20 protein-coding genes and 1 pseudogene are annotated in these 24,919 nt (G+C 65.1%); 10 read left to right on the top strand and 11 right to left on the bottom strand.

From position 1 onward, the window contains the following. Nucleotides 1-61 precede the first annotated feature (61 nt). From IB275_RS00105 to ehuR, 3 genes are all read right to left on the bottom strand, one after another. On the bottom strand, nt 62-1,054 hold the full coding sequence (locus tag IB275_RS00105) for a cyclodeaminase (protein ID WP_192294364.1): 993 nt from the start codon (nt 1,052-1,054) through the stop codon (nt 62-64). Then, the gene (gene eutB, locus IB275_RS00100) at nt 1,047-2,021 is read right to left on the bottom strand and encodes a hydroxyectoine utilization dehydratase EutB (RefSeq protein WP_192294366.1); all 975 of its coding nucleotides are present in this window, start codon (nt 2,019-2,021) and stop codon (nt 1,047-1,049) included. The genes IB275_RS00105 and eutB overlap by 8 nt, the downstream gene beginning before the upstream one ends. A gap of 356 nt (nt 2,022-2,377) precedes the next feature. Continuing rightward, nucleotides 2,378-3,772 carry a MocR-like ectoine utilization transcription factor EhuR gene (gene ehuR, locus IB275_RS00095; RefSeq protein ID WP_192294368.1) on the bottom strand — a complete coding sequence of 465 codons (1,395 nt, stop codon included), beginning with the start codon at nt 3,770-3,772 and terminating at the stop codon, nt 2,378-2,380. Nucleotides 3,773-4,203: 431 nt separating this feature from the next. Between ehuR and ehuB the strand changes: the two genes are divergently transcribed. The 4 genes from ehuB (at nt 4,204) to ehuA (ending at nt 7,317) form a co-directional block, all read left to right on the top strand. Next, the gene (ehuB, locus tag IB275_RS00090; protein WP_192294370.1) at nt 4,204-5,058 is read left to right on the top strand and encodes an ectoine/hydroxyectoine ABC transporter substrate-binding protein EhuB; all 855 of its coding nucleotides are present in this window, start codon (nt 4,204-4,206) and stop codon (nt 5,056-5,058) included. 77 nt (nt 5,059-5,135) lie between these two features. After that, nucleotides 5,136-5,792, top strand: coding sequence for an ectoine/hydroxyectoine ABC transporter permease subunit EhuC (gene ehuC, locus IB275_RS00085; protein WP_138213443.1), 657 nt, complete (start codon nt 5,136-5,138; stop codon nt 5,790-5,792). After that, nucleotides 5,792-6,448 carry an ectoine/hydroxyectoine ABC transporter permease subunit EhuD gene (gene ehuD, locus IB275_RS00080; protein WP_192294372.1) on the top strand — a complete coding sequence of 219 codons (657 nt, stop codon included), beginning with the start codon at nt 5,792-5,794 and terminating at the stop codon, nt 6,446-6,448. Before ehuC ends, ehuD begins: the two co-directional genes overlap by 1 nt. A 23-nt stretch (nt 6,449-6,471) precedes the next feature. Then, on the top strand, nt 6,472-7,317 hold the full coding sequence (gene ehuA, locus IB275_RS00075; protein WP_318652560.1) for an ectoine/hydroxyectoine ABC transporter ATP-binding protein EhuA: 846 nt from the start codon (nt 6,472-6,474) through the stop codon (nt 7,315-7,317). Nucleotides 7,318-7,391: 74 nt separating this feature from the next. Here ehuA and IB275_RS00070 read toward each other — a convergent pair whose 3' ends face one another. The 3 genes from IB275_RS00070 to IB275_RS00060 form a co-directional block, all read right to left on the bottom strand. Next, nucleotides 7,392-7,658 carry a PilZ domain-containing protein gene (locus tag IB275_RS00070; protein WP_081518975.1) on the bottom strand — a complete coding sequence of 89 codons (267 nt, stop codon included), beginning with the start codon at nt 7,656-7,658 and terminating at the stop codon, nt 7,392-7,394. A gap of 57 nt (nt 7,659-7,715) precedes the next feature. Continuing rightward, entirely contained in the window at nt 7,716-9,029 is a 1,314-nt protein-coding gene (locus tag IB275_RS00065; RefSeq protein WP_192294374.1) for an Nramp family divalent metal transporter, read from the bottom strand. Nucleotides 9,030-9,127: 98 nt separating this feature from the next. Continuing rightward, on the bottom strand, nt 9,128-10,015 hold the full coding sequence (locus IB275_RS00060) for a lysophospholipid acyltransferase (protein WP_192294376.1): 888 nt from the start codon (nt 10,013-10,015) through the stop codon (nt 9,128-9,130). 157 nt (nt 10,016-10,172) lie between these two features. Between IB275_RS00060 and IB275_RS00055 the strand changes: the two genes are divergently transcribed. After that, nucleotides 10,173-12,149, top strand: a complete 1,977-nt coding sequence (locus IB275_RS00055) for a VIT and vWA domain-containing protein (protein ID WP_192294378.1) — start codon at nt 10,173-10,175, stop codon at nt 12,147-12,149. Continuing rightward, nucleotides 12,146-13,486 (top strand): exosortase Q, long form, encoded by a 1,341-nt coding sequence (gene xrtQ / locus IB275_RS00050; protein WP_192294380.1) that lies wholly within the window; start codon nt 12,146-12,148, stop codon nt 13,484-13,486. Before IB275_RS00055 ends, xrtQ begins: the two co-directional genes overlap by 4 nt. Here xrtQ and IB275_RS00045 read toward each other — a convergent pair. After that, a complete protein-coding gene (locus IB275_RS00045; protein WP_192294382.1) occupies nt 13,483-14,037 on the bottom strand; it encodes a DNA-3-methyladenine glycosylase I in 555 nt (184 codons plus the stop codon). The genes xrtQ and IB275_RS00045 overlap by 4 nt on opposite strands. Nucleotides 14,038-14,229: 192 nt before the next feature. On the opposite strand from IB275_RS00045, the gene glyQ reads away from it, so the two are divergent. From glyQ to IB275_RS00025, 4 genes are all read left to right on the top strand, one after another. Beyond that, nucleotides 14,230-15,177 (top strand): glycine--tRNA ligase subunit alpha, encoded by a 948-nt coding sequence (gene glyQ / locus IB275_RS00040; protein ID WP_015474809.1) that lies wholly within the window; start codon nt 14,230-14,232, stop codon nt 15,175-15,177. Next, the gene (gene glyS / locus IB275_RS00035) at nt 15,177-17,231 is read left to right on the top strand and encodes a glycine--tRNA ligase subunit beta (RefSeq protein WP_192294384.1); all 2,055 of its coding nucleotides are present in this window, start codon (nt 15,177-15,179) and stop codon (nt 17,229-17,231) included. Before glyQ ends, glyS begins: the two co-directional genes overlap by 1 nt. Before the next feature lie 100 nt (nt 17,232-17,331). Further along, on the top strand, nt 17,332-17,862 hold the full coding sequence (gmhB, locus tag IB275_RS00030; RefSeq protein ID WP_192294386.1) for a D-glycero-beta-D-manno-heptose 1,7-bisphosphate 7-phosphatase: 531 nt from the start codon (nt 17,332-17,334) through the stop codon (nt 17,860-17,862). 13 nt (nt 17,863-17,875) lie between these two features. After that, nucleotides 17,876-18,649 carry a lysophospholipid acyltransferase family protein gene (locus IB275_RS00025; RefSeq protein ID WP_192294388.1) on the top strand — a complete coding sequence of 258 codons (774 nt, stop codon included), beginning with the start codon at nt 17,876-17,878 and terminating at the stop codon, nt 18,647-18,649. Nucleotides 18,650-18,720: 71 nt separating this feature from the next. On the opposite strand, the gene gyrB is transcribed toward IB275_RS00025, so the two are convergent. The 4 genes and pseudogenes from gyrB to dnaA form a co-directional block, all read right to left on the bottom strand. Next, on the bottom strand, nt 18,721-21,138 hold the full coding sequence (gyrB, locus tag IB275_RS00020) for a DNA topoisomerase (ATP-hydrolyzing) subunit B (protein ID WP_138213454.1): 2,418 nt from the start codon (nt 21,136-21,138) through the stop codon (nt 18,721-18,723). A gap of 3 nt (nt 21,139-21,141) precedes the next feature. Further along, nucleotides 21,142-22,244: pseudogene (gene recF, locus IB275_RS00015) on the bottom strand (DNA replication/repair protein RecF). 9 nt (nt 22,245-22,253) lie between these two features. Further along, a complete protein-coding gene (gene dnaN / locus IB275_RS00010; protein ID WP_024765010.1) occupies nt 22,254-23,360 on the bottom strand; it encodes a DNA polymerase III subunit beta in 1,107 nt (368 codons plus the stop codon). A gap of 29 nt (nt 23,361-23,389) precedes the next feature. Further along, nucleotides 23,390-24,919 (bottom strand): chromosomal replication initiator protein DnaA, encoded by a 1,530-nt coding sequence (dnaA, locus tag IB275_RS00005; protein WP_192294392.1) that lies wholly within the window; start codon nt 24,917-24,919, stop codon nt 23,390-23,392.

Raw genomic sequence — 24,919 nt, 5'->3', positions numbered from 1 at the left:
CCGCTCAAAGGGAGAGGGCTGGGGTGAGGGCGCTCATCCCGCGAAGCGGGACGAAATTTTTTCAGCTGCTGAAGCGGAATCCCTTGCCCATCCGCTGCGCCCGCTGGAAGGCCAGGCCGGCGATGGCGGTGTCCTGCGCGCCGGTGCCGGTGAGGTCGCAGAGAGTGATGTCTTCGGCGCGGCGGCGGCCTTCGCGCTGCCCGGCGATGACCTGGCCCAGCTCGGCGAAATCCGCATCCAGGCTGACGTTGCCGGCCTGCACCGCGTGGTGCAGCTCGCCCAGCACCCGGGTCTGGCTGAGGCGGTCGGCGACGTAGCAGTCCACCGCCGCCAGGGCGTCGGCGGCGATCTCGTTTTTGTGCTCGGCGTCCGACCCCATGGCGGTGATGTGCAGGCCGGGGCGCAGGTGCTTTTTCTGGATCAGCGGCTCGCGGCTGGGCGTGCTGGTGATGGCGATGTCGGCGCCTTCCAGCGCTTCGTCGATGCTGGCGCAGGCGCTGACCGCCATGCCCAGGCTGGTGCTCAGCTCCTGCGCGCAGTGCCGCGCCTTGTCGAGGTCACGCGCCCAGACGCTGGCGGCTTCGATGGGCCGCACCAGGCACAGCGCCTTGAGCTGCAACCGCGCCTGTTCACCGGCGCCGATCAGCGCGACCTGCCGCGAGTCCTCGCGGGCCAGCCAATTGGCCGCCACTGCGCCGGCGCAAGCGGTACGCACGGCGGTGAGATAGCCGTTGTCCAGCAGCAGCGCCTCGAGCAGGCCGGTGCGCGAGGAGAGCAGCATCATCATGCCGTTGAGGCTGGGCAGGCCGAGCTTCGGGTTGTCGAAAAAGCCGGGGCTGACCTTGATGGCGAAGCGCGGCAGGCCGGGCAGGTAGGCGGTCTTCACGTCGACTTCACCGTTGTGTTCGGGCACGTCCAGGCGAAGGATCGGCGGCATCGCCACCGGCGCCGTGGCGAGCAGGCGGAAGGCCTGCTCGACGGCGTCGAGGCTCTCCCGGTCTATGGCCACGCAGGCGCGCAGGTCGGCTTCGCTGAGCAGGGTGACGTCAGCCATGGGCGGATTCCTCGAGGATTTGCTGGTGTTGTTCGATGGCGATGTTGCGGCCGCTGACGATCACCACCACCGGGCCGACCGGGGCGATCAGGCCATCCAGCAGCGCGGCGATGCCGACGGCGGCGGCACCTTCCACCACCTGCCGTTCCTCGCGGTAGGCGTGGCGGATGCCGGCGGCGATGGAGGGCTCGTCGAGCAGGTGCAGCTGGTCGCAGTAGTCGCGGGCCAGGGCGAAGGTGTAGCGGTTGTCCAGGCCGATGCCGCCGCCGAGGGAGTCGGCCAGGGTCGGCAGCTCTTCCACTTCGACGGGATGGCCGGCAGCGAGGCTGGCAGCCATGGCGGCGCCACGGCGCATGCTGATGCCGTGCACGCGGATGCTCGGGTCGACGTGCTTGAGCGCCAGCGCCACGCCGCCGAACAGGCCGCCGCCGGAGAGCGGCACCAGCACCTGGCGTACATCTGGCAGCTGTTCGAGGATTTCCAGGCCGAGGGTGCCCTGGCCGGCGATGATCTGCGGATGGTCGAAGGGCGGCAGCAGCGCCGCGCCCTGCTCGCGGGCAATCCGCTCGGCTTCGGCCTGGGCATCGTCCTGGCTGTGGCCGACTATGCGCACCTCGGCGCCCAGCTCGCGGATCGCCTGGACCTTGTTCGCCGGCACCAATTGAGACAGGCAGACGGTGGCGCGCACCCCGAGCATCCGCGCGGCATGGGCCAACGCCCGGCCGTGGTTGCCGGTGGAGGCGGCGACCACGCCCCTGGCCTTCTGCTCGTCGTCGAGCTGGGCAATCGCATTGCTTGCGCCGCGCAGCTTGAAGCTGCCGGTGATCTGCTGCGATTCGAGCTTGAGGTACACCGGCGCTCCGAGCAGGCGCGACAGGCTGGGCGAATGCTCCAGCGGCGTCTGCCGCACCAGGCCCTGGATGCGCTGGCGTGCTCGGTACAGCTCGACGAGGGAAATCGGCTCCATCTCGGCCTCCGGGGAATGCAGTGGGGCCGAGTGTAGGGGCGGGAAATTGTCGCGATGAATGTACTAGGACGATGTAGTTCGCGGAGGTGTTTTACGTAGCAGCGGATTCCGTCCGCGATAGCCTCCCGCGCGATGCAGCCCCATCGCGGACAGAGTCCGCTCCTGAGGGAAAGCTGGGTGCAGGCCGTAGGGCGCATAACCTGGAACAGGTTATCCGCCGTCCACCCTGCGGCGGATAACGCTGGCGCGTTATGCGCCCTACGAATAGGCCTAGCGCAAGCATCGACGTCCCCTGTAGGAGCCGGGCCATGCCCGCGATCGCGCCCGTGGGGCGCTCCTACAGGGAGGGGCCGGTGTCAGAAGTCGTGGATCTTCGGGTACTGCCCGAACAGTTCGCGCATGTCTTCCAGGGCGCTCGCCATGCGCTCGTCGCTGCATTCAGCACCCATGCACAGGCGCACCGCTCGCGGCCTGGGGGTCCCGCGCACCATGAACGGATCGGGCGGCGTCACGGCAATGTGTCGATGACGCAGCTCGCGCACCAGGCTGTCCAGTTCCCAGTGTTCGGGGATGCCGATCCATGCGCTCAGCGAATGCGGATCACACCCGCGCAGATGCTCGCCGAGGTACTCGCGCACCAGCCCCTGGCGCTTCTCCAGCACTCGGCGCTGCAGGCCGATCAGCGCGGCGGCGTTGCCGTTGTGGATCCAGCGCGCCGCCACTTCCGCCAGCAGCGGCGTGCCCATCCAGCTGTTCACCCGCAGGATGCTCTCGGTGCGCAGCGCCAGCCGTCGTGGCATGGCCAGGTAGCCGATGCGCAGACCGGTGAGCACGCTCTTGGTGAAGCTGGTGCAGTAGAACGACAGGTCCGGCAGGTAATGGCTGAGTGGCGGCGGGCGGCGCTCGCCGAGCAGCGGACCGTAGACGTCGTCTTCGATCACATACACGCCATAGCGCTGGGCGATAGCGGCGATCTCGCGGCGGCGCGTATCGGGCATCAGGCAGGAGGTCGGGTTGTTCAGGTTGGGCGTGCACACCAGCGCGGTGATGCGTTCGTTGGCGCAGAGGTCTTCGAAGTGCTCCGGGTCGATGCCTTGCTTGTCGATCTCGACGCCCTTGAGGGTGAAGCCGAGCACCTGGGAATTACCGATCACACCGTGGTCGGTGAGCTGCTCGCAGAGCACCACGTCGTCCGGCCCGGCGAGGGAGGCGAGGGCAAGGAAGATGCCGTGGGCCGCACCATTGGTGATCAGCACGTCGTCGCGCTCGCGCTTGAGGCCCAATTGCGCCAGCCATTTCACCCCGGCGTCGCGGTGCATATCGAAGCCAGCCACCGGGCGACAGGCGCGCATCCAGGGCTGATCGGTTTCCTGTGCCAGCTCACGGCAGCTGTCCTGCCACAGGCGGTCGTGCTCGCGGGTGTGGACGATGCTGGCGATGGAGAAGTCCACCAGCGCGCGCTCGGGATGGTCGACCATGTAGTGGGCCATGCCCTCGGTCATCCGCCGTGTGACGAAGCTGCCGCGGCCAACCTCGCAGCGCACCAGGCCCTGGCGCTCCAGTTCCTTGTAGGCGTTGGTCACGGTCTGCACGCTGATGCCCAAGCCATCGGCGACGTGGCGCTGCGGCGGCAGGCGCTGGCCGTCGCTCAGACGGCCCTGCTCGATGTCGCCGGCAATGGCCTGCACCAGGGTCTTGTACTTGGATTCGCCGACCCGCAGGTCGGCCAGGGCGCGACGCCAGGCTTCCATCTTCAGCGCTCCGTCTGGTCAGGGGTCCAGAGTGACGGACCGGCACACCGGCGGCAATTGTCCTAGTGCAATGTCGACCGTTCCGACCCTTTTGTATGCTCGGGCACAGGACATATAGCCGCGCACCTGTCAGTACATCGGGCAGCACATCGGGCCGCATTGTCAGGCCCGCGCAGAAAAAACCTGCGGATGCGTTCGTCGCGACGGTGGCTTTTTCCCGCCGCGGGGTTGTCGATCAGGAACAGCCGCAAGGCGCCGCGGCTTAGTCTGGCGTCGAGCTTGTCGCCGTCGCCATCGACAGCGGCGCAAGAACTTCGGAAGGCCCCACCCGGGGCCCGACCTACAAGAACAACAGTCGTACGACATTGCTACCTGCCATCCATCGCCGCGCGCCCACCGCGTTCGGCAAGCGAAGATCAGGAGATCCGAAGATGAGTACCGCCCCTGTTTTCCTGCGCCGCCTGAGTCTTGCCTGCACCCTGCTGGCCTGCGCCGTCGCCAGCGCCGGCAGTTACGCCGATACCACCCTGGAACGCATCAAGAGCACTGGCACCGTGCGCATCGGCTACGCCAACGAAGCGCCGTTCGCCTACACCGAGACCTCCGGCAAGGTCACCGGCGAGTCCCCGGAAATTGCCACGCAGATCTTCACGAAAATGGGTGTGAAGAAGATCGAGCCGGTGCTGACCGAATGGGGCGCGCTGATCCCCGGCCTGCGTGCCGGGCGTTTCGACGTCATCGCCGCTGGCATGTACATCACCCCGCCACGCTGCCAGCAGGTGATCTTCACCGACCCGCATTACCAGATTCCCGACTCGCTGCTGGTGAAGAAGGGCAACCCGAAGAACCTGCACAGCTACGCCGACGTGAAGAACAACCCGGACGTGAAGCTGGCGATCATGTCCGGCACCGCCGAGTTGGGTTACGCCCGCGCGGAAGGTGTGGCGGAAGAGCAGATCGTCCAGGTGCCCGACACCACCGCGCAGCTGCAGGCCGTGCGTGCCGGCCGAGCGGATGCCAGCGTCGGCACCGCGCTGACCATGAAAGGCCTCGCGGCGAAAGGCGGCGACTCGGTGGAAGCCATCACCGACTTCAAGGACGACCCGTCGCACATCGGTTACGGCGCCCTGGCCTTCCGCCCGGACGACAAGGACCTGCGCGATGCCGTCAACGCCCAGCTCAAGCAGTGGCTGGGCGGCGCCGAGCACCTGGCGACGGTCAAGCCGTTCGGCTTCGACAAGTCAAACGTCACCGACAAGACCGCCGCCGAGCTCTGCAAACAGTGACCGCGCAAGGTGCGTCGCTGGCATAGGGCGCGCCTGCCCGGTCGTTTGGTCGAACCTGTCGCAACGGGATACGTACCATGGGTGAATTGCTTCCTCTGCTGCTGGAGGGCGCCTGGATCACCGTCCAGGTGACCGTCTTCGGCTCCCTGCTGGCGGTCGCCGCCGCCATCATCGCCGCACTCGGCCGGCTCTCGCCGTGGCCGGCGGTACGCTGGGTGTCCATCGCCTACATCGAGCTGTTCCGCGGCACCTCCTTGCTGGTCCAGCTGTTCTGGCTGTACTTCGTGCTGCCGTTGCCGCCGTTCAACCTGGAGATGAGCGCCTACAGCGTGGCGATCATCGGCCTGGGCCTGCACATCGGCGCCTACGGCGCGGAAGTGATGCGCGGCGCCATCGGCTCGGTGCCCAAGGGGCAATACGAAGCCTCGCTGGCGCTAAACATGTCGCCCTTCACGCGCTTCCGCCGGATCATCCTGCCGCAGGCGCTGCTCTGCGCGATCCCGCCGGGTACCAACCTGCTGATCGAGCTGCTGAAGAACACCTCGCTGGTGTCGCTGATCACCCTATCGGACCTGACCTTCCGCGCCCGCCAGCTGGACCAGGCGACCTTCGAGACCATGAAGATCTTCCTGCTTACGCTGGTGCTGTACTTCGTCATGGCCCAGGTCATCGTCTTCCTCATGCGCCGCCTCGAACGCTGGCTGGGGCACGGCCGAATCCGCGGAGGCCTGTGATGAAATTCTTCGACTGGGACTTCGCCTGGCAGATTCTCCCGCAGTTGCTGCACGCCTCGCTGCGGACCATCGCCATCACCCTGGTGGGCTTCGCCCTGGCGGTGGTGTTCGGTCTGCTCTTCGCCATCGCCCGGCGCAGCCGGCACATCTGGCTGTCGTGGCCGGCGGCCTGGCTGATCGAGTTCATCCGCAGCACACCCTTGCTGATCCAGGTGTACTTCCTGTTCTACGTCCTGCCGACCTACGGGCTGAGCATGACCGCCCTGGTGGCCGGCACCCTCGGCATCGCCCTGCACTACGCCTGCTATACCGCCGAGGTGTACCGCGCCGGCCTGGAAGCGGTGCCGCGCGGGCAGTGGGAAGCAGTCACCGCGTTGAACTTCTCGCCGTTCAAGGCCTACCGCGAGGTGATCCTGCCCCAGGCGATCCGCCCGGTGCTGCCGGCGCTGGGCAACTACCTGATCGCCATGTTCAAGGACACCCCGGTGCTTTCCGCGATCACCGTGGTGGAAATCATGCAGCAGGCGAAGAACATCGGCTCCGACAGCTTCCGCTACCTGGAGCCGATCACCCTGGTCGGGGTGTTCTTCCTGCTCATCTCCATCGGCCTGGCGGGTGTCGTGCGCCAGCTGGAAAAACGTACGGCGCTGCCATGACTGACTCTTCTGGAGGTACTCCGATGTCCGTTCACTCCCTACAGACTGCGCCACGCGTGGCCAGCCAGGATGCCCCGGCCGCGCGCGCCGAGACGGCCCAGCCGATGGTCAGCTTCCGCAACGTGTGCAAGAGCTACGGCAGCTTCAGCGTGCTCAAGGACCTCAACCTGGAGGTCAAGGCCAACGAGAAGGTCGCCATCATCGGCCCCAGCGGTTCGGGCAAATCGACCCTGCTGCGCGCACTGATGACGCTGGAGACCATCGACAGCGGGCTGATCGAAGTCGACGGCGAGCCGCTGACCCACCTCAAGCGCAACGAGACCCTGGTGCGCGCGCCGGAGAGCCACGTGCGCAAGGTGCGCAGCAAGATCGGCATGGTGTTCCAGTGCTTCAACCTGTTCCCGCACATGAGCGCGCGGCGCAACGTGATGGAGGCGCCGGTGCAGGTACTCGGCATGCGCCGCGAAGAAGCCCGCGAGCGCGCGGTGGAGCTGCTGGAAATGGTCGGCCTGGGCAACAAGCTCGACCACTATCCGTCACAGCTTTCCGGCGGCCAGCAGCAACGCGTGGCGATTGCCCGCGCGCTGGCGATGCGGCCCAAGGTGATGCTGTTCGACGAGGTGACTTCGGCGCTGGACCCGGAGCTGTGCGGCGAGGTCCTCAACGTGGTGCGCAAGCTGGGCGCCGAGCACAACCTGACCATGCTCATGGTCACCCACCAGATGGGCTTCGCCCGCGAGTTCGCCGACCGCGTGTGCTTCTTCCACCAGGGCAGCATCCTGGAACAGGGCAGCCCGCAGCAGTTCTTCGGCCATCCACAGCATGAGCGGACACGGGCATTCCTGAGTGCGGTGAACGAGGCGAATTGATAACGCGGGAGCCGTGCCCTGATGGTAGGAGCGAGCTTGCTCCTACAGAAAGGCAGTTCGCAGTGCAGCGGGGATCAGGCGTTGCCGACGAAGCGGAAGCCCGCGCCCTCGGCGTCGGTGCGCATCACTTCCATCTCCAGGATCGGCGCATCGAAGGGCATGTCCTGCACCTGGCCAGTCACGCGGGTGCCGGCGGGCAGCGCGGCGAGCACTTCATGACGGACGTAGACGCCGCCATCGGACAGATCACGGGTATGGCCGAACACATCACCGAAGCTGGCATGGCTGATCTTGATCCGGCACTTCATCGGGGTACGCGGGTACTGCCTTTGGTTCGACATGAATGGCATCCGTCCTGAATGTCAGCGCACTAATGGGCCTGAAACCCGGGGGTCAGGTCAAGCCAGCAATTGCGCGAGCAGCCAGAGATTGGCGGCGCTGATGACGCAGAACAAGCCCCAGGCCAGCACACGGGTCAGCAGGGAGTTGGCGAACTCGCCCATCAGTGCGCGATCGCTGGTGAAGCGGATCAGCGGCCAGAGCGCGAACGGCAGTTGCAGGCTGAGCACCACCTGGCTGAACACCAGCAGCTTGCCCACCGCCTTGTCGCCCAACATCACCACGCCGATCAGCGCCGGGATCAGTGCCAGGGCGCGGGTGATCAGGCGGCGTTGCCAGCAGGGAATCTTCATCTGCAGGAAGCCATCCATGATCACCTGCCCGGCGATGGTGCCGGTGAAGGTGGAGCTCTGCCCGGAGGCGAGCAGGGCGACGCCGAAGAGGATCGCCGCAAGGCCGGTGCCCACCAGCGGTTCGAGCAGGCGGTAGGCGTCCTGGATTTCGGTGACGCCGGTGTGGCCGGTCTCGTGGAAGGCCGCGGCGGCGAGGATCAGGATTGCCGCGTTGACCAGCAGTGCGAGGCTCAGCGAGACCACGGTGTCGATGCGCGTCAGGCGGATCGCCGCGGCCTTGCCGTTGCTGCCGCTGACCTGCCGCGTCTGCACGATGGAGGAGTGCAGGTAGAGGTTGTGCGGCATCACCGTGGCACCGAGGATGCCGATCGCCAGGTACAACGGCTCGCGCTGGGTCACCGCGTCCCAGCTGGGCAGGAAGCCGGCGGCGACGTCGGGCCAGTAGGGCTTGATGAGGATCAGCTCGACCAGGTAGCAGCCGCTGATGGTGACGATCAGGCCGAGCATGATCGCTTCCAGGTGGCGGAAGCGCTGGCCCTTGAGGCCGAGCACGATGAGCGTGTCGAAGGCGGTGAGGATCACCCCGGTGACCAGGTCGACGCCTAGCAGCAGGTGGAAGGCCAGGGCGCAGCCGAGCACTTCGGCAAGGTCCGTGGCGACGATCGACAACTCCGCCAGCAGCCATTGCAGACGCGCCGTGCCGAGGCTGTAGCGGCTGCGCGAGAGTTGCGCCAGGTCCTGGCCGGTGACGATCCCCAGGCGCATCGCCAGGCACTGCAGGACCATCCCGGCGAGGCTGGAAAGCAGCACCACGAACAGCAGTTGGTAACCAAAGCCCGAGCCGGCTTCGATGGCGGTGGCCCAGTTACCCGGGTCCATGTAGCCGATGGAGACCAGCAGGCCGGGGCCGGCGAACTGCAGGATGCGCTTCCACAACGGCGCGCCGGCCGCGACCTGGATGCTGCCTTTGACTTCCGAGGGACAGAACGGCGCAGTGGCGGTGGTCGGCAGGCCGAGCATGGGGAGAGATTCCGGGAGCGTGGGACGTTCAGCCTGACGCCCCGGGCATCAACAATCCAGGGGCGACGTGCCTATCGGGTCGATTGAGCGGGGCGTGCTCAGTACCAGCGGGCCTCGCCCTCGGGGCGCTTCTTGAAGCGCTTCATGGTCCACATGTACTGGCTGGGATAGGCACGGACGTACTTGGCCAGCTCGCGGCTGAGCGCAGCGACCGACACTTCCATGTCCTTGTCGTACATATCCGCCGGGGCCGCCTCGAGGATGACCTTGTAGCCGCTGCCATCGGGCAGGCGCACGGCGTGGAAGAACACCCCGCGGGCCTTGCCGCGCGAGAGCAGGGAGGGCACGAACTTGCTGGTCAGCGCAGTGGTGCCCAGGTAGGGCACGAACAGGCCCGAGCCGAGGTCCGGCTCCGGGTCACAGGGGATGCCGACGCAGCCGCCGTTCTTCACTTCCCTGATCACGCTCTTGATGCCTTCAGGCGTCGAGGGCGCGACGCGGTTGCCCAGCTGTACGCGCTGCTTCTTCAGCAGATCGTCCACCGCCTTGAGCTTGGGCGGGCGGTAGAAAATGATCGGCTTGGCGTAGGAGCAGTAGAAGTGGTTGAGCACTTCCCAGTTGCCCAGGTGGCTGGTGATACCGACCAGGCCATCACCGGAGGCCAGCGCTTCTTCCAGCACTTCCATGCCTTCGACTTCACGGATGTACTGCAGCGACTTCTGCGGCGACCACATCCAGGCGCAGGCGCTCTCGGTCAGCGTGCGGCCGATGTCCATCAGGCTCTGGCCGACGAGCTTCTCCAGCTCGGCCTCGGACAGTTCGGGGAAGCAGTGCGACAGGTTGATCCGCACGATCTCGCGGGACCGGTTGGGCAGCTTCCACATCAGCCAGCCGATGCCGGCGCCCAATGCGCCCACCGCGCGCCACGGCAGCATGGCGAACAACCGCAGGAAGCCCACCACCAGTGCGCCCTTGAATTTCTCCACGGAAAACTCCTTCAAGCAGATGGCGGCCATTGTAGCCGCTCGCGCCGGTAAATCGGGCGCCATCGCGGCTCCACACAATCTCCACCCGGCGAGCACATTGCGCCCACAGCGCGCGCGCAACCTGCGGCCATTCGATCCACTGGCCCGGAGGACCGCGATGCTTACCCCCACCATCCTTGCACGGCTGTGCTGCCTGCTGCTGGCGATGAGCGCCAGCCTGGCGGCACTGGCTGCAGAGGACAGCAGCTCCAGTCCATACTTCTTCGTCGAGAATGCCGACCCGGCGATCGACGCGCTGCCCCTCAAGGCCACCCGCGTGGAGGCCCGCGTGCTGGGCAACATCGCCGAAGTGACGGTGACCCAGGAGTACCGCAACCAGGGCAAGACACCGCTGGAGGCGCGCTACGTGTTCCCCGCCTCGACCCGCGCTGCCGTCCACGGCATGACCGTGCACCTGGGCGACCGGGTGATCCAGGCGCAGATCCGCGAGAAGCAGAAGGCCAAGGCCGAGTACCGGCAGGCCAAACAGGACGGCAAGACCGCCGCGCTGCTGGAGCAGGAGCGCGAGAACGTGTTCCAGATGAACGTCGCCAACATACTTCCCGGCGACGCGGTGCAGGTGGAACTGCGCTACAGCGAGCTGCTGGTGCCCACCGACGGGCGCTTCCAGTTCGTCTTCCCCACGGTGGTCGGGCCGCGCTACAACGGTCGCGGTGAATCCGGCAGCGGCAAGCAGCAGTGGATCGAGTCACCGTACCTGCCGGCCGGACAGCCTTCGGCCACGACCTTCGCCCTGCAGGTCGAACTGCTGGCGCCGGTGCAGATCGGCGAGATCGCCTCGCCTTCCCATCGCCTGACCATTCAGCGTGACGGCCGGCGCGCCACCGCGCAGATAGCGGCTGACGATGCCACCGCCAGCAACCGCGACTTCATCCTCGATTACCAGCTCGGCGGTGAATCCGTGCAGAGCGGCCTGTTGTTGTCGCGCGGCGAGCAGGAGAACTTCTTCCTCGCCATGGTAGCCCCGCCGCGAGCGCCGGACGCCCGGCTTATCGTGCCGCGCGACTATGTCTTCGTGGTGGATGTCTCCGGCTCCATGAACGGCTTCCCACTGGACACCACCAAAATCCTGCTGCGCGACCTGATCGGCCGCCTGCGCCCCAGCGACACCTTCAACCTGCTGTTGTTCGCCGGCGACAACCGCAAGCTGGCGGAGCGTTCGCTCCCCGCCACGCCGGAAAACATCCGTCTGGCCATCGAGCTGCTGGACAGCCAGGTCGGCGCCGGCGGTACCGAGCTGATGCCGGCCCTGCGCGAGGCGCTGTCGATGCCCACGGATCCGGAGCGCTCGCGAAGTTTCGTGGTGGTCACCGACGGCTACGTCACCATCGAGAGCAGCGCCTACAAGCTGGTGCGCGAGAACCTGAGCAAGGCCAATCTGTTCGCCTTCGGCATCGGTAGCGCGGTGAACCGCAGCCTGATCGAAGGCCTGGCGCGGGCGGGGCAGGGCGAGCCTTTCGTGGTGACCGATGATGAGCAGGCGAACAAGGCGGCGCAGCGCTTACGCAAGATGATCGACAGCCCGCTGCTCAAGGGTATCCATGCCCGCTTCGAGGGCCTCGATGTCTACGACGTGGAGCCGCTGCAATTGCCCGACCTGTTCGCCAATCGCCCGCTGGTGCTGTTCGGCAAGTGGAAGGGCGAGCCGCGTGGTGAGCTGCGTCTCGACGCCCACGCCGCCGACGGCCCGTTCCAGGTACGGTTGCCGATCAGCACCGGCAACCTCACTGACAGCGGCAGTGCGCTCGCCCACCTGTGGGCACGCCAACGCCTCGCCAGCCTGATGGACCAGGAGGCGCTCGATGGCGGCTTCGAGTTCAGCTCGCAGATTCTCGACCTCGGTCTGAAGTACCAGTTGCTCACGCCCTATACCTCGTTCATCGCCGTCGACCAGCAGGTGCGAAATCCCGCCCCGCAGGCGAGCAGGACGGTCGACCAACCGCTGCCGATGCCCCAGGGCGTGAGCAACAACGCCATCGGCAGCACCGTGCCCGGCACGCCGGAACCGGGCGTATGGGCCATGTCGCTGCTGGCCGCGCTGGGCGCCTGGTTCTGGCGGAGGAAGGCCGCATGATCCGCCGCCTGCCCGGCTGGAGCTGGCTGCTGTTCGCCGCACTGGCGGCCTGGCCGAGCTGGCTGTGGGCGGCGCGACGGTTCAGTGATGGTTCGGATGATCCGTTGGGGATCATCGCGCTGGCGGCACTCGCACTACTGCTCCGGCGCGGCTGCACCAGCCTGCGCAGGCAACCGCGCCTGCGCTGGCTGGGCAGCGCAGCGCTGTTGCTGGTTGTCGGGGCGCTTTCCCAATCGATCCTGCCGCCGCTGCTGCGCGGGCTGGTCTCGGTGCTGGCGCTGTTACTGGTGATCCTCAGCCTGCGTGCCTCCGGACAGCCCTGGCTGGCCTGGCTGGGGCTGGGCGTACTGTCGTTGCCGCTGCTGTCTTCGCTGCAGTTCTTCGTCGGTTATCCATTGCGCGTCGTCACCGCCGAGGTCAGCGCGTGGCTGCTGCGCCTGGGCAGTTGGACGGTGGAGCGGCAGGGCAGTGCGCTGCTGGTGGACGGCCAGTGGGTGATGGTCGATGCGCCCTGCTCGGGTATCCAGATGGCCTGGGTCGGCTACTTCACCGCCTGCGCGCTGGCGGCCTGGCTGCGGCTGCCGGACCGCCTGCTGTTGCGCCGCCTGCCGCTGGTGGGACTGCTGGTGCTGGGCGGAAACATCCTGCGCAACACACTGCTGGTGTGGGGCGAGAGCGAGGCGAGCGGGTTTCCCGGCTGGGCCCACGAGGCGGTCGGGCTACTGGTGTTCGTCGGAGTCTGCGGGATGATTTTCCGGGTGATCGGGCGGCGTGCATTTGTACCGTCGGCGTCGGTGGAAGCTACCCGGCCTGCCCCTTCTGCGCGTTTCGCCAGCAGCCTGCTCGGTGCCCTGCTGCTGGCGATGCTCTGGCCTTTCCTGTCACCGGCTACCACCGCGTCAGAGGCAGCTCGAGTCGCCCATGAATGGCCGGTGCAATTCGAAGGTCGTGTCTTGCGCCCGCTGGCGCTTTCGCCGGTGGAGCAGCGCTTCGCCGCGGACTTCCCCGGCCAGCTCGGCCGCTTCAGCGATGGCCAGCGCAGCATTGTGCTGCGCCAGGTGCTGCGGCCAACCCGCAAGTTGCATCCGGCGGAGGATTGCTTCCGTGCGCTGGGCTATCGCATCGAGCAGACGCAGCTTCGGCAACGGGTTGACGCGCAAGGTCTGCAACGCTGCTTCGTGGTCGAACGCGAGGGAGTGCGACTGCAGGTCTGCGACTACATCGAGGACGCCACCGGCCAATCCTTCTCCGATACCTCGTCCTGGTACTGGTCAGCGCTGACTGGCCGCTCCGCCGGGCCCTGGCAGGCGGTCACGGTGGCCAGCCCGCTGCCTTAGGCGCGGGTCAGCTCGGCGTAGCGGTCGCAGTCGACAGTGTGGTCCATCACCATGCCGGTGGCCTGCATGAAGGCGTAGCAGATGGTCGGGCCGACGAAATTGAAACCGGCCTTGCGCAGCGCCTTGCTCATGGCCTCGGCCTCGGGCGTCACCGCCGGCACGTCGCCGCGGCCGCTGAAGTGGTTGACCTTGGGCTGGCCGCCGACGAAGGACCAGAGGAAGGTCACCGGGTCCTCCAGCTTCAGCCAGGCCTGGGCGTTCTGCCGCGCCGCCTTGAGCTTGGCGAAGTTGCGGATGATGCCTGGGTCCTGCATGCGCTCCTCGATTTCCTCGTCGGTCATGCGCGCCAGGCGCGCGGGATCGAAGCCGAACAGCACCTCGCGGTAGCGCTCGCGCTTCTTCAGCACGGTGATCCACGACAGACCGGCCTGGGCGCCTTCGAGGATGATCATCTCGAACAGCGCGCGGGCATCGCGCTGGGGCACGCCCCACTCGGCATCGTGGTAGGCGATGTACAAGGGATCGTCGTTACACCAGAAGCAGCGGGGCATGGCAGTCGGCCTTGGAAACGGGAAGGTTCTGACTATAGACAAATGGCTGTACAAAAACACAGTCATCTGGCCAGTTTTTCGCTCATCGCGGGCGTACGAACGGTCGCGCAAAAAGCGCTGTGAAGCCCAAGCTGCAAGCGCCTTGCGGTATACTGCCGGGTTTTAGTCGCATATCCAGCACAGGTGAAATTCGTGAGCCAGACTACGCCCGCCGTGCCCACCTTCCAGGACCTGATCCTCGCCCTGCAAAAATACTGGGCCGATCAGGGCTGTGTGGTGCTGCAGCCCTACGACATGGAAGTAGGCGCAGGCACCTTCCACACCGCCACCTTCCTCCGCGCCGTGGGCCCGGAAACCTGGAACGCGGCGTACGTGCAACCGAGCCGCCGTCCCACCGACGGCCGCTACGGCGAGAACCCCAACCGCCTGCAGCACTATTACCAGTTCCAGGTGGTCCTGAAGCCCAACCCGGAAAACTTCCAGGAGCTGTACCTGGGCTCGCTGCAGGCTATCGGCATCGACCCGCTGGTGCACGATATCCGTTTCGTCGAGGACAACTGGGAATCGCCGACACTCGGCGCCTGGGGCCTGGGCTGGGAAATCTGGCTGAACGGCATGGAAGTCACCCAGTTCACCTACTTCCAGCAGGTCGGCGGCATCGAGTGCTACCCGGTCACCGGTGAGATCACCTACGGCCTGGAACGCCTGGCCATGTACATCCAGGGCGTCGACTCGGTGTACGACCTGGTCTGGGCCGACGGCCCGTTCGGCAAGGTCACCTACGGCGACGTGTTCCACCAGAATGAAGTGGAGCAGTCGACCTACAACTTCGAACACGCCAACGTCGAGAAGCTGTTCGAGCTGTTCGACTTCTATGAAAGCGAAGCCAACCGCCTGATCGAGCTGCAGCTGCCGCTGCCGACCTACGAGATGGTCCTCAAGGCCTCGCACACCTTCAACCTGCTGGACGCCCGCCGCGCCATCTCGGTGACCGAGCGTCAGCGCTACATCCTGCGCGTGCGCACCCTGGCCCGCGCCGTGGCGCAGAGCTACCTGCAGGCCCGCGCCCGCCTCGGCTTCCCGATGGCCACACCCGAATTGCGTGACGAAGTACTGGCCAAGCTGAAGGAGGCCGAATAATGAGCGCGAAGGATTTCCTCGTCGAACTGGGCACCGAAGAGCTGCCACCCAAGGCGCTGAAAAGCCTCGGTGAAGCCTTCCTGGCCGGCATCGAGAAGGGCCTCAAGGCCGCCGGCCTGACCTACGCCGCCGCGCGCTGCTATGCCGCGCCGCGCCGCCTGGCCGTGCAGATCGACCAGCTCGCCGTGCAGCAGCCGGACCGCACCGTGAACCTCGACGGCCCGCCGCTGCAGGCTGCCTTCGACGCCAGCGGCAACCCGACCCAGGCCGCCCTCGGCTTCGCCAAGAAGTGCGGTGTGGACCTGGAGCTGATCGACAAGAGCGGCCCGAAACTCAAGTTCAGCCAGACCATCGCCGGCCAACCAGCCGTGGGTCTGCTGCCCGGCATCGTCGAAGCCTCGCTGAACGAGCTGCCGATTCCCAAGCGCATGCGCTGGGCGGCACGCCGTGAAGAGTTCGTGCGCCCGACTCAATGGCTGGTGATGCTGTTCGGCGACGACGTCGTCGACTGCGAGATCCTGACCAAGAAGGCCGGTCGCGAATCCCGCGGCCACCGCTTCCACAACCCTGCCAACGTGCGCATCTCGGCACCGGCCAACTACCTGGAGGACCTGCGCAGCGCCCACGTGCTGGCCGACTTCGCCGAGCGCCGCGAGATCATCTCCAGCCGCGTTGCCGAACTGGCCGCCGAGCAGAAGGGCAGCGCCATCGTCCCGGCCGACCTGCTGGACGAAGTGACCGCGCTGGTCGAGTGGCCGGTGCCGCTGGTGTGCTCCTTCGAGGAGCGCTTCCTCGCGGTGCCGCAGGAAGCCCTGATCACCACCATGCAGGACAACCAGAAGTACTTCTGCCTGCTGGACGCCAACGGCAAGCTGCTGCCGCGCTTCATCACCGTGGCCAACGTCGAGAGCAAGGCGCCGGAGCACATCGTCTCCGGCAACGAGAAGGTTGTTCGCCCGCGCCTGACCGACGCCGAGTTCTTCTTCAAGCAGGACCAGAAGCAACCGCTGGAAGCCTTTAATGCCCGTCTGAAGAACGTGGTGTTCCAGGCCCAGCTGGGCACTGTCTACGAGAAAGCCGAGCGGGTTTCCAAGCTGGCCGCCTACATCGCCGAGCGCATCGGTGGGGATGCAGCCAACGCTGCCCGCGCCGGCATCCTCTCCAAGTGCGACCTGGCCACCGAGATGGTTGGCGAGTTCCCGGAGATGCAGGGCATCGCCGGTTACTACTACGCCACTGCCGGTGGAGAAGCCAAGGACGTCGCCCTGGCGCTGAACGAGCAGTACATGCCGCGCGGCGCCGGTGCCGAACTGCCGGGCACCCTGACCGGTGCAGCGGTGGCCGTGGCCGACAAGCTCGACACCCTGGTCGGCATCTTCGGCATCGGCATGCTGCCTACCGGCAGCAAGGACCCGTACGCGCTGCGTCGCGCAGCCCTGGGCGTGCTGCGCATCCTCATCGAGAAGCAGCTTGACCTGGACCTGGTCGACGCCATCGGCGTGGCTGTGTCTCAGTACGGCGATAAGGTGAAGGCCGAAGGCCTGTCCGAACAGGTGCAGGACTTCGTCTTCGACCGCCTGCGTGCCCGTTACGAGGATGAAGGCGTCAACGTAGCCGTGTACCAGGCCGTACGTGCACTCAAGCCGACCGCTCCGCTGGACTTCGACCAGCGCGTGCAAGCCGTGCAGGCCTTCCGTCAGCTCGCCGAAGCCGAGGCCCTGGCCGCCGCCAACAAGCGCGTGTCGAACATCCTGGCCAAGGCTGAAGGCGACGTACCCGCTTCCGTCAACGCCAGCCTGTTCACCGAGAACGCCGAGAAGGCCCTTGGCAGCGCCGTGGCAGCTGCCGAGAGCGAAGTAGCTCCGCTGGCTGCGGCCCGCGACTATCGCGCCGCCCTGGCCCGTCTGGCGGCCTTGCGCGCGCCGGTGGATGCCTTCTTCGAGGAAGTACTGGTCAACGCGGACGACAACGCCGTGAAGGCCAACCGCTACGCGCTGCTGGCGAAGCTGCGCGGGTTGTTCCTCGGCGTCGCCGACATCTCGCTGCTGGGTTGATGCCCGCCTGAAAGCCGGGAGTTCGCAACGGTTCGCCGTGACGGACTCCCGGCTTTTTCATTTCCAACTTATCGAAAGCGTCTGACTTGTCGAATCACTCATGAAGCTACTGATCCTCGACCGCGACGGTGTCATCAACCAGGACTCCGACGCCTACATCAAATCCCTCGACGAGTGGATTCCAATCCCCAGCGCCATCACCGCCATCGCCCGCCTGAGCAAGGCCGGCTGGACTGTGGCCGTGGCCACCAACCAGTCGGGCATTGCCCGCGGCTATTACGACCTGGCCACCCTGGAGAGCATGCACCAGCGCCTGCGCGAACTGGTGGCGGAGCAGGGCGGTGAACTCGGCGTGGTCGTCTACTGCCCCCATGGCCCCGACGAGGGCTGCGACTGCCGCAAGCCGAAACCCGGTATGCTGCTGCAGATTGCCCAGCATTACGGCGCGGAATTGCGCGGCACCTGGTTCGTGGGTGACAGCCGGGGTGACCTGGACGCCGCGCTGGCCGTCGATTGTCAGCCAGTGTTGGTAAAGACCGGCAAAGGCGAGCGAACCCTGACCAAGCCGTTGCCCGAAGGCACGCTGGTATTCGACGATCTGGCGGCAGTAGCCGACCAACTTCTTTCCTGAGGACCCATCTCCCATGTCGATAGTGCAGGCCATCAGAACCGTTCTCTTCTACCTGCTGCTGTCGTTCAGCGCTTTCGTCTGGGGCACCCTGAGCCTGCTCATTGCGCCCTTCCTGCCGTACCGCGCGCGCTACCGCTTCATTGCCCAGGCCTGGTGCAAATTCGCCGTCTGGCTCGCCAGCTGGGTGGTCGGCGTGCGCTACGAACTCAAGGGCGCGGAGAACATCCCCGACCAGCCCTGCGTGATCCTGGCCAAACACCAGAGCACCTGGGAGACCTTCTTCCTCACCGGCTACTTCGAGCCGCTGGCGCTGGTGCTCAAACGCGAGCTGCTGTTCGTGCCCTTCTTCGGCTGGGCCATGGCGCTGCTCAAGCCCATCGCCATCAACCGCGAGCAACCCAAAGTGGCCCTCAAGCAGATCGCCAAGCAGGGCGATGAGTGCCTCAAGAAGGGCGCCTGGGTATTGATCTTCCCTGAAGGCACCCGTGTTCCCACCGGCCAGATCGGCAAGTTCTCCCGCGGCGGGGCCTCTCTGGCGGTCAACGCCAACCTGCCGGTACTGCCGATCGCCCACAACGCCGGGCACTGCTGGCCGAAGAACGGCTGGGCGAAATACCCCGGCACCATCCAGGTGGTGATCGGCCCGGCCATGTATGCCGAAGGGGAGGGCGCACGTGCCATCACCGAGCTGAACCAGCGCGCCGAGAACTGGGTCATCCAGACCCTGCGCGATATGGGTGAGCTGCCGGACGACGCCACTCCACAATCGGTGGCCGAGGCGTCCTGATTCACGGTTTCCGGCAGACAAAAGAAAAGGGCCCCAAAGGGCCCTTTCTTTTTGCCTGCAGCTTTCCTGGATCAGACGTCCAGGTTCGAAACCGCCAGAGCGTTGCTTTCGATGAAGTCGCGGCGCGGCTCCACGGCATCGCCCATCAGGGTGTTGAACAGCTGGTCGGCCGCGATAGCGTCCTCGATGGTTACTTTCAGCATGCGGCGCACGTTCGGATCCATGGTGGTTTCCCACAGCTGATCCGGGTTCATCTCGCCCAGACCTTTGTATCGCTGGATGCTGTGGCGCTTGGTGCCTTCGGTCATCAGCCAGTCGAGGGCTTCCTTGAAGGTGCTGACCGACTTCTTGCGCTCGCCCTTCTGCACGTAGGCGCCGTCTTCCAGCAGACTGTTCAGCTTGCTGCCCAGCTCGGTTACCGCGCGGTAATCGTTACTGGCGAAGAAGTCGCGGTTGAAGGTGACGTAGTTCGACAGACCGTGGGCAACCATCTCGACTTCCGGCAGCCACAGGTGACGCTCGCGGTCTTCGCGCAGGCTGACCTTGTAGGTCAGGCCGGATTTCTCGACGGCCTTCAGGCGCGCCTGGAACTGCTCGATCCAGGACTGCATGGTGGCCTCGTCGCCCAGCTTTTCAGCTTCGATGCGCGGCAGATAGATGAAGTGCTCGGTCAGGTCCTGCGGGTACAGACGGGACAGGCGGGACAGGGTGCGCATGACACCGCGGTACTCGTTGACCAGCTTCTCCAGCGCTTCGCCGGACAGGCCCGGAGCGCTTTCGTTGACGTGCACGCTGGCTTCCTCGAGGGCCGACTGGGTCATGTATTCCTCCATGGCCACGTCGTCCTTGATGTACTGCTCCTGCTTGCCGCGCTTCACCTTGTACAGCGGCGGCTGGGCAATGTAGATGTAGCCGCGCTCGACCAGCTCCGGCAACTGACGGAAGAAGAAGGTCAGCAGCAGGGTACGGATGTGCGAACCGTCGACGTCAGCATCGGTCATGATGATGATGTTGTGGTAACGCAGCTTGTCGATGTTGTACTCCTCGCGACCGATACCGCAGCCCAGCGCGGTGATCAGCGTGCCGACCTCCTGGGAAGACAGCATCTTGTCGAAGCGAGCCTTCTCGACGTTGAGGATCTTGCCCTTGAGCGGCAGGATCGCCTGGGTCTTGCGGTTACGGCCCTGCTTCGCAGAACCGCCCGCGGAGTCACCTTCCACGATGTACAGTTCGGAGAGGGCGGGGTCCTTCTCCTGGCAGTCGGCGAGCTTGCCCGGCAGGCCGGCGATGTCCAGCGCGCCCTTGCGGCGGGTCATCTCACGAGCTTTGCGCGCGGCCTCACGGGCACGGGCGGCGTCGATCATCTTGCCGACCACGGCCTTGGCTTCGTTCGGGTTCTCCAGCAGGAAGTCGGCGAAGTACTTGCCCATTTCCTGTTCCACGGCGGTCTTCACCTCCGAGGAAACCAGCTTGTCCTTGGTCTGCGAGCTGAACTTCGGATCCGGCACCTTCACCGAAATGATCGCGGTCAGACCTTCACGGGCGTCGTCGCCAGTGGTGGCGATCTTGAACTTCTTCGCCAGGCCTTCCTGCTCGATGTAGTTGTTCAGGTGACGGGTGAGGGCCGAGCGGAAGCCCGCCAGGTGGGTACCACCGTCACGCTGGGGAATGTTGTTGGTGAAGCAGAGGATGTTCTCGTTGAAGCTGTCGTTCCACTGCAGGGCGACTTCCACGCCGACGCCGTCTTCTTCGCGCTGGCAGTTGAAGTGGAAGACCTGGTTCACCGCAGTCTTGTTGGTGTTCAGGTACTCGACGAAAGCGCGCAGGCCACCCTCGTACTTGAACAGCTCTTCCTTGCCGGCACGCTCGTCGCGCAGGACGATGCCGACGCCGGAGTTCAGGAAGGACAGCTCACGGATCCGCTTGGCCAGGATGTCCCAGCTGAAGTGGATGTTGTGGAAGGTTTCCGGGGACGGCTTGAAGTGCACCTCGGTGCCCGAGCCATCGGTGTCACCTACCGGGCGCAGCGGGAACTGCGGAACGCCGTGATGGTAGACCTGCTCCCAGACCTTGCCTTCACGGCGGATGGTCAGGCGCAGCTCGTGGGAGAGGGCGTTCACCACCGATACACCCACACCGTGCAGACCGCCGGAGACCTTATAGCTGTTGTCGTCGAACTTTCCGCCGGCGTGAAGGACGGTCATGATGACCTCTGCCGCGGAGACCCCTTCTTCCTTGTGGATATCCACCGGAATGCCGCGACCGTTGTCGCGCACGGTGATGGATTCATCGGTGTGAATGGTGATGCTGATCTCGCTGCAGTAGCCCGCCAGCGCTTCGTCGATCGAGTTGTCCACGACCTCGAAGACCATGTGGTGCAGGCCAGTGCCGTCGTCGGTATCACCGATGTACATGCCCGGACGCTTACGTACGGCATCCAGTCCCTTCAGTACCTTGATACTGGAAGAGTCGTAGGTGTTCTCGCTCATTCTTCACTCCCGATGGTAGTGTCCTGAGAGACGCGCCCATGTTCCACGTGGAACATCGACACCGGCGTTTCCATTTGCCAGCCGTCTTTCAATAAGTGCGGATCGACGCAGGTGATGAATACCTGGCAACCCAGATCTTCGAGAAGCCGGCACAAAGACAACCGATGCTTCTCATCCAATTCGGAGGGGAGGTCATCCACCAGGTAGACGCATTGCCCGCGCTTGGCCTGGTTGATCAAGTGCCCCTGGGCGATCCGCAAAGCGCAGACCACCAGTTTCTGTTGGCCACGTGAAAGTATCTCCGCGGCATTGTGTCCCCCTAGGCGAATTCGTAGGTCCGCCCGTTGCGGTCCTGCCTGGGTGTGCCCCATCTGCTGGTCGCGCAGCAAGCTGGAGGACAGCACTTCGCTCAGGTCGCGTTCCTTATCCCATCCCCGGTAGTAGCTGAGCGTCAGGTCATCGATCTGGATCAGCTCGGCCAGGGTCCGCTCGAACTGGGGCTTGAGAGCCTGGATATAGGACCGGCGATACGCGTCTATTTCGTCGCTTGCCGAGCACAATTCCCGATCCCACGCAGCCTGCGAAGCACCGTCCAGTTTACCATGCCGGAGCCACGAGTTCCGCTGCCGCAGCGCCTTCTGCAGTCTCTGCCAGGCGGCCATGAAGCGTTGTTCCACGTGGAACACTCCCCAATCGAGGAACTGCCGGCGAATTTTTGGTGCCCCTTCCAGCAGGCGGAAACTGTCCGGGTTGATCAACTGCAGCGGTAAAGTCTCGGCAAGCTGAGCAGCGCTGCGTGCATTCTGGCCGTCGATGCGAATCTGGAACTCGCCCTGACGATCTCGCGAAACCCCCAGGCTGCTATCGAAGCCATTGCCCAGACGTACCTGTCCGAACACCGTGCAAGCCGGTTCTTCGTACTGGATGACAGGTTGCAGGCGCATGCTGCGAAAGGAGCGGGCGAGACCGAGCAGGTAGATGGCTTCCAGCAAACTGGTCTTGCCGCTGCCGTTTTCGCCGTAGAGGATGTTGATGCGGGGGGAGGGGGAGAAGGTCACCGGGTGCAGGTTGCGCACCGCGGTGACCGAAAGGCGGGTAAGGGACATCGATACGCGTCAGAGGCGCATCGGCATGACGACGTAGGCAGAATCGTCGTTGTCCGCTTCCTGCAGCAGCGCACTGCTGTTGGAGTCGGAGAGGATCATGCGCACCTGCTCGGTACCCATGACACCCAGGACGTCCAGCAGATAGCTGACGTTGAAGCCGATTTCCAGGCTGCCGCCGTTGTAGTCGACTTGCACTTCTTCTTCCGCCTCTTCCTGCTCCGGGTTGTTCGCCTGGATTTTCAGGAGTCCGTTAGAGAGCTGCAGGCGAATGCCGCGGTACTTCTCGTTGGACAGGATCGCGGTACGGCTGAAGGCTTCGCGCAGCACCTGGCGGTCACCGATGACCAGCTTGTCACCGCCCTTGGGCAGTACGCGCTCGTAATCCGGGAACTTGCCGTCTACCAGCTTGGAGGTGAAGGTGAACTCGCCAGTGGTCGCCCGGATGTGGTGCTGTCCAAGGACGATCGACACTTCGCCATCCTGCTCGGTGAGCAGTCGAGCCAGTTCGAGGATGCCTTTACGCGGTACGATCACCTGGTGGCGATCCTGCGCTTCTGGCACGCCGTTGCTCAGCGAGCACATGGCCAGGCGGTGACCGTCGGTCGCCACTGCACGCAGGGTGCCGCCACCCACTTCCAGCAACATACCGTTGAGGTAGTAGCGAACGTCCTGCTGCGCCATGGCGAAGCTGGTGCGATCGATCAGGCGACGCAGCTTGCTCTGCACCAGGCTGAAGGTCAGCGATCCCGGGCCTTCTTCCACGGTGGGGAAGTCATTGGCCGGCAGGGTGGAGAGGGTGAAGCGGCTACGGCCGGCCTTCACCAGGAGCTTCTGCTCGTCAACGCGGATGTCGATCACGGCGTCGCTGGGCAGGCTCTTGCAGATGTCCATCAGCTTGCGCGCCGGCACGGTGATCTCGCCCGGCTCGGCAGCATCTTCCAGGGTGACGCGACCTACCAGCTCGACTTCCAGGTCAGTGCCGGTCAGCGACAGTTGCTGGCCTTCGACGACCAGCAGGACGTTGGAAAGAACCGGCAGCGTCTGGCGGCGCTCGACAACGCCAGCGACCAGTTGCAGGGGTTTCAACAGAGCTTCGCGTTGAATAGTGAAATGCATGGTCTAGTCCCTTGCCTCGTGAGGCTGCGTCAGGTGGTCAGAGTACGCAGCAGGTTCTTGTAGTCCTCGCGGATATCCGCGTCGGATTCCTTGAGTTGAGCGATCTTACGACAGGCGTGCAGCACCGTGGTGTGATCCCGACCGCCGAAGGCCACGCCGATCTCCGGCAGGCTGTGGTTGGTCAGTTCCTTGGAGAGTGCCATGGCAACCTGACGCGGACGTGCCACCGAGCGCGAACGGCGCTTGGACAGCAGGTCGGCGATCTTGATCTTGTAGTACTCGGCGACGGTGCGCTGGATGTTGTCGATGCTGACCAGCTTGTCCTGCAGGGCCAACAGGTCCTTCAGCGACTCGCGGATCAGCTCGATGGTGATCGGCCTGCCCATGAAGTGGGAGTGGGCGATCACGCGCTTCAGCGCGCCTTCCAGCTCACGCACGTTGGAGCGGATGCGCTGGGCGATGAAGAATGCAGCGTCGTGCGGTAGCTCGACCTTCGCCTGCTCAGCCTTCTTCATCAGAATCGCCACGCGGGTTTCCAGCTCCGGCGGCTCCACGGCCACCGTCAGGCCCCAGCCAAAACGGGACTTCAGGCGTTCTTCCAGGCCTTCGATTTCCTTCGGGTAGCGGTCGCTGGTCAGGATGACCTGCTGGCCGCCTTCCAGAAGGGCGTTGAAGGTGTGGAAGAACTCTTCCTGGGAACGCTCCTTGCGGGCGAAGAACTGGATGTCGTCGATCAGCAGTGCGTCCACCGAACGGTAGAAGCGCTTGAACTCGTTGATGGCATTCAGCTGCAGCGCTTTCACCATGTCCGCGACGAATCGCTCCGAATGCAGGTACACGACCTTCGCATTAGGGTTCTTCTTCAGCAGGTGGTTACCCACAGCGTGCATCAGGTGGGTCTTGCCCAGGCCGACGCCACCATAAAGGAAGAGCGGGTTGTAGCCGTGCTTGAGGTTGTCCGCAACCTGCCAGGCGGCCGCACGGGCCAGCTGGTTGGATTTACCTTCCACGAAGTTCTCGAAGGTGAAGGTGCGGTTTAGGTAGCTGGTGTGCTTGAGCGCACCTTCTACCTGGACGTTGCGCTCAGTACGCACAGTCGCGGCCGGCATGGCGGCAGCCATCGGATCGATACCCGGGCTGGATTCGTCGAGATCGACGATGGTCTGCACCGGCGCGGCCTGGATCGGCTGCGGCTCGGGCATGGACAGAGCCACCGGCGCAGGTGCGCTCACTGGTGCAGGCGCTGCGGCAACGGAAGCCGGCTGGACATTGACCTGCGGCGTCGGAACCAGGGCAGGGCGCGGAGTGCGGCTGCGTCGGCTGCCAATCAGCAGTGAAATCGCCGGAATCTGGCCGTTGCCACGCTCACTCAGCAATTCGAGCAGGCGCCCCATGTACTTCTCATTGACCCAGTCAAGTACGAAGCGGTTGGGTGCGTAGACGCGCAGCTCCTCACCCTCGGCCTCGACCTGCAAAGGTCGGATCCAGGTGTTGAATTGCTGGGACGGCAGCTCGTCACGCAGAAGCTCCACGCACTGCTGCCAAAGTTCCACGGACAC

Source organism: Pseudomonas sp. PDM21 (assembly GCF_014852505.2).
Classification (GTDB): domain Bacteria; phylum Pseudomonadota; class Gammaproteobacteria; order Pseudomonadales; family Pseudomonadaceae; genus Pseudomonas.
Note: the sequence above shows the minus strand (reverse complement) of the source record. Positions and strands in the feature narration are given on the sequence as shown.

What these genes read in the sequence shown, in the direction of transcription:
- IB275_RS00105 (WP_192294364.1), bottom strand. Translation starts at nt 1,054, where the DNA reads ATGGCTGACGTCACCCTGCTCAGCGAAGCCGACCTGCGCGCCTGCGTG.
- eutB (WP_192294366.1), bottom strand. Translation starts at nt 2,021, where the DNA reads ATGGAGCCGATTTCCCTCGTCGAGCTGTACCGAGCACGCCAGCGCATC.
- ehuR (WP_192294368.1), bottom strand. Translation starts at nt 3,772, where the DNA reads ATGGAAGCCTGGCGTCGCGCCCTGGCCGACCTGCGGGTCGGCGAATCC.
- ehuB (WP_192294370.1), top strand. Translation starts at nt 4,204, where the DNA reads ATGAGTACCGCCCCTGTTTTCCTGCGCCGCCTGAGTCTTGCCTGCACC.
- ehuC (WP_138213443.1), top strand. Translation starts at nt 5,136, where the DNA reads ATGGGTGAATTGCTTCCTCTGCTGCTGGAGGGCGCCTGGATCACCGTC.
- ehuD (WP_192294372.1), top strand. Translation starts at nt 5,792, where the DNA reads ATGAAATTCTTCGACTGGGACTTCGCCTGGCAGATTCTCCCGCAGTTG.
- ehuA (WP_318652560.1), top strand. Translation starts at nt 6,472, where the DNA reads ATGTCCGTTCACTCCCTACAGACTGCGCCACGCGTGGCCAGCCAGGAT.
- IB275_RS00070 (WP_081518975.1), bottom strand. Translation starts at nt 7,658, where the DNA reads ATGTCGAACCAAAGGCAGTACCCGCGTACCCCGATGAAGTGCCGGATC.
- IB275_RS00065 (WP_192294374.1), bottom strand. Translation starts at nt 9,029, where the DNA reads ATGCTCGGCCTGCCGACCACCGCCACTGCGCCGTTCTGTCCCTCGGAA.
- IB275_RS00055 (WP_192294378.1), top strand. Translation starts at nt 10,173, where the DNA reads ATGCTTACCCCCACCATCCTTGCACGGCTGTGCTGCCTGCTGCTGGCG.
- xrtQ (WP_192294380.1), top strand. Translation starts at nt 12,146, where the DNA reads ATGATCCGCCGCCTGCCCGGCTGGAGCTGGCTGCTGTTCGCCGCACTG.
- IB275_RS00045 (WP_192294382.1), bottom strand. Translation starts at nt 14,037, where the DNA reads ATGCCCCGCTGCTTCTGGTGTAACGACGATCCCTTGTACATCGCCTAC.
- glyS (WP_192294384.1), top strand. Translation starts at nt 15,177, where the DNA reads ATGAGCGCGAAGGATTTCCTCGTCGAACTGGGCACCGAAGAGCTGCCA.
- gmhB (WP_192294386.1), top strand. Translation starts at nt 17,332, where the DNA reads ATGAAGCTACTGATCCTCGACCGCGACGGTGTCATCAACCAGGACTCC.
- IB275_RS00025 (WP_192294388.1), top strand. Translation starts at nt 17,876, where the DNA reads ATGTCGATAGTGCAGGCCATCAGAACCGTTCTCTTCTACCTGCTGCTG.
- gyrB (WP_138213454.1), bottom strand. Translation starts at nt 21,138, where the DNA reads ATGAGCGAGAACACCTACGACTCTTCCAGTATCAAGGTACTGAAGGGA.
- dnaN (WP_024765010.1), bottom strand. Translation starts at nt 23,360, where the DNA reads ATGCATTTCACTATTCAACGCGAAGCTCTGTTGAAACCCCTGCAACTG.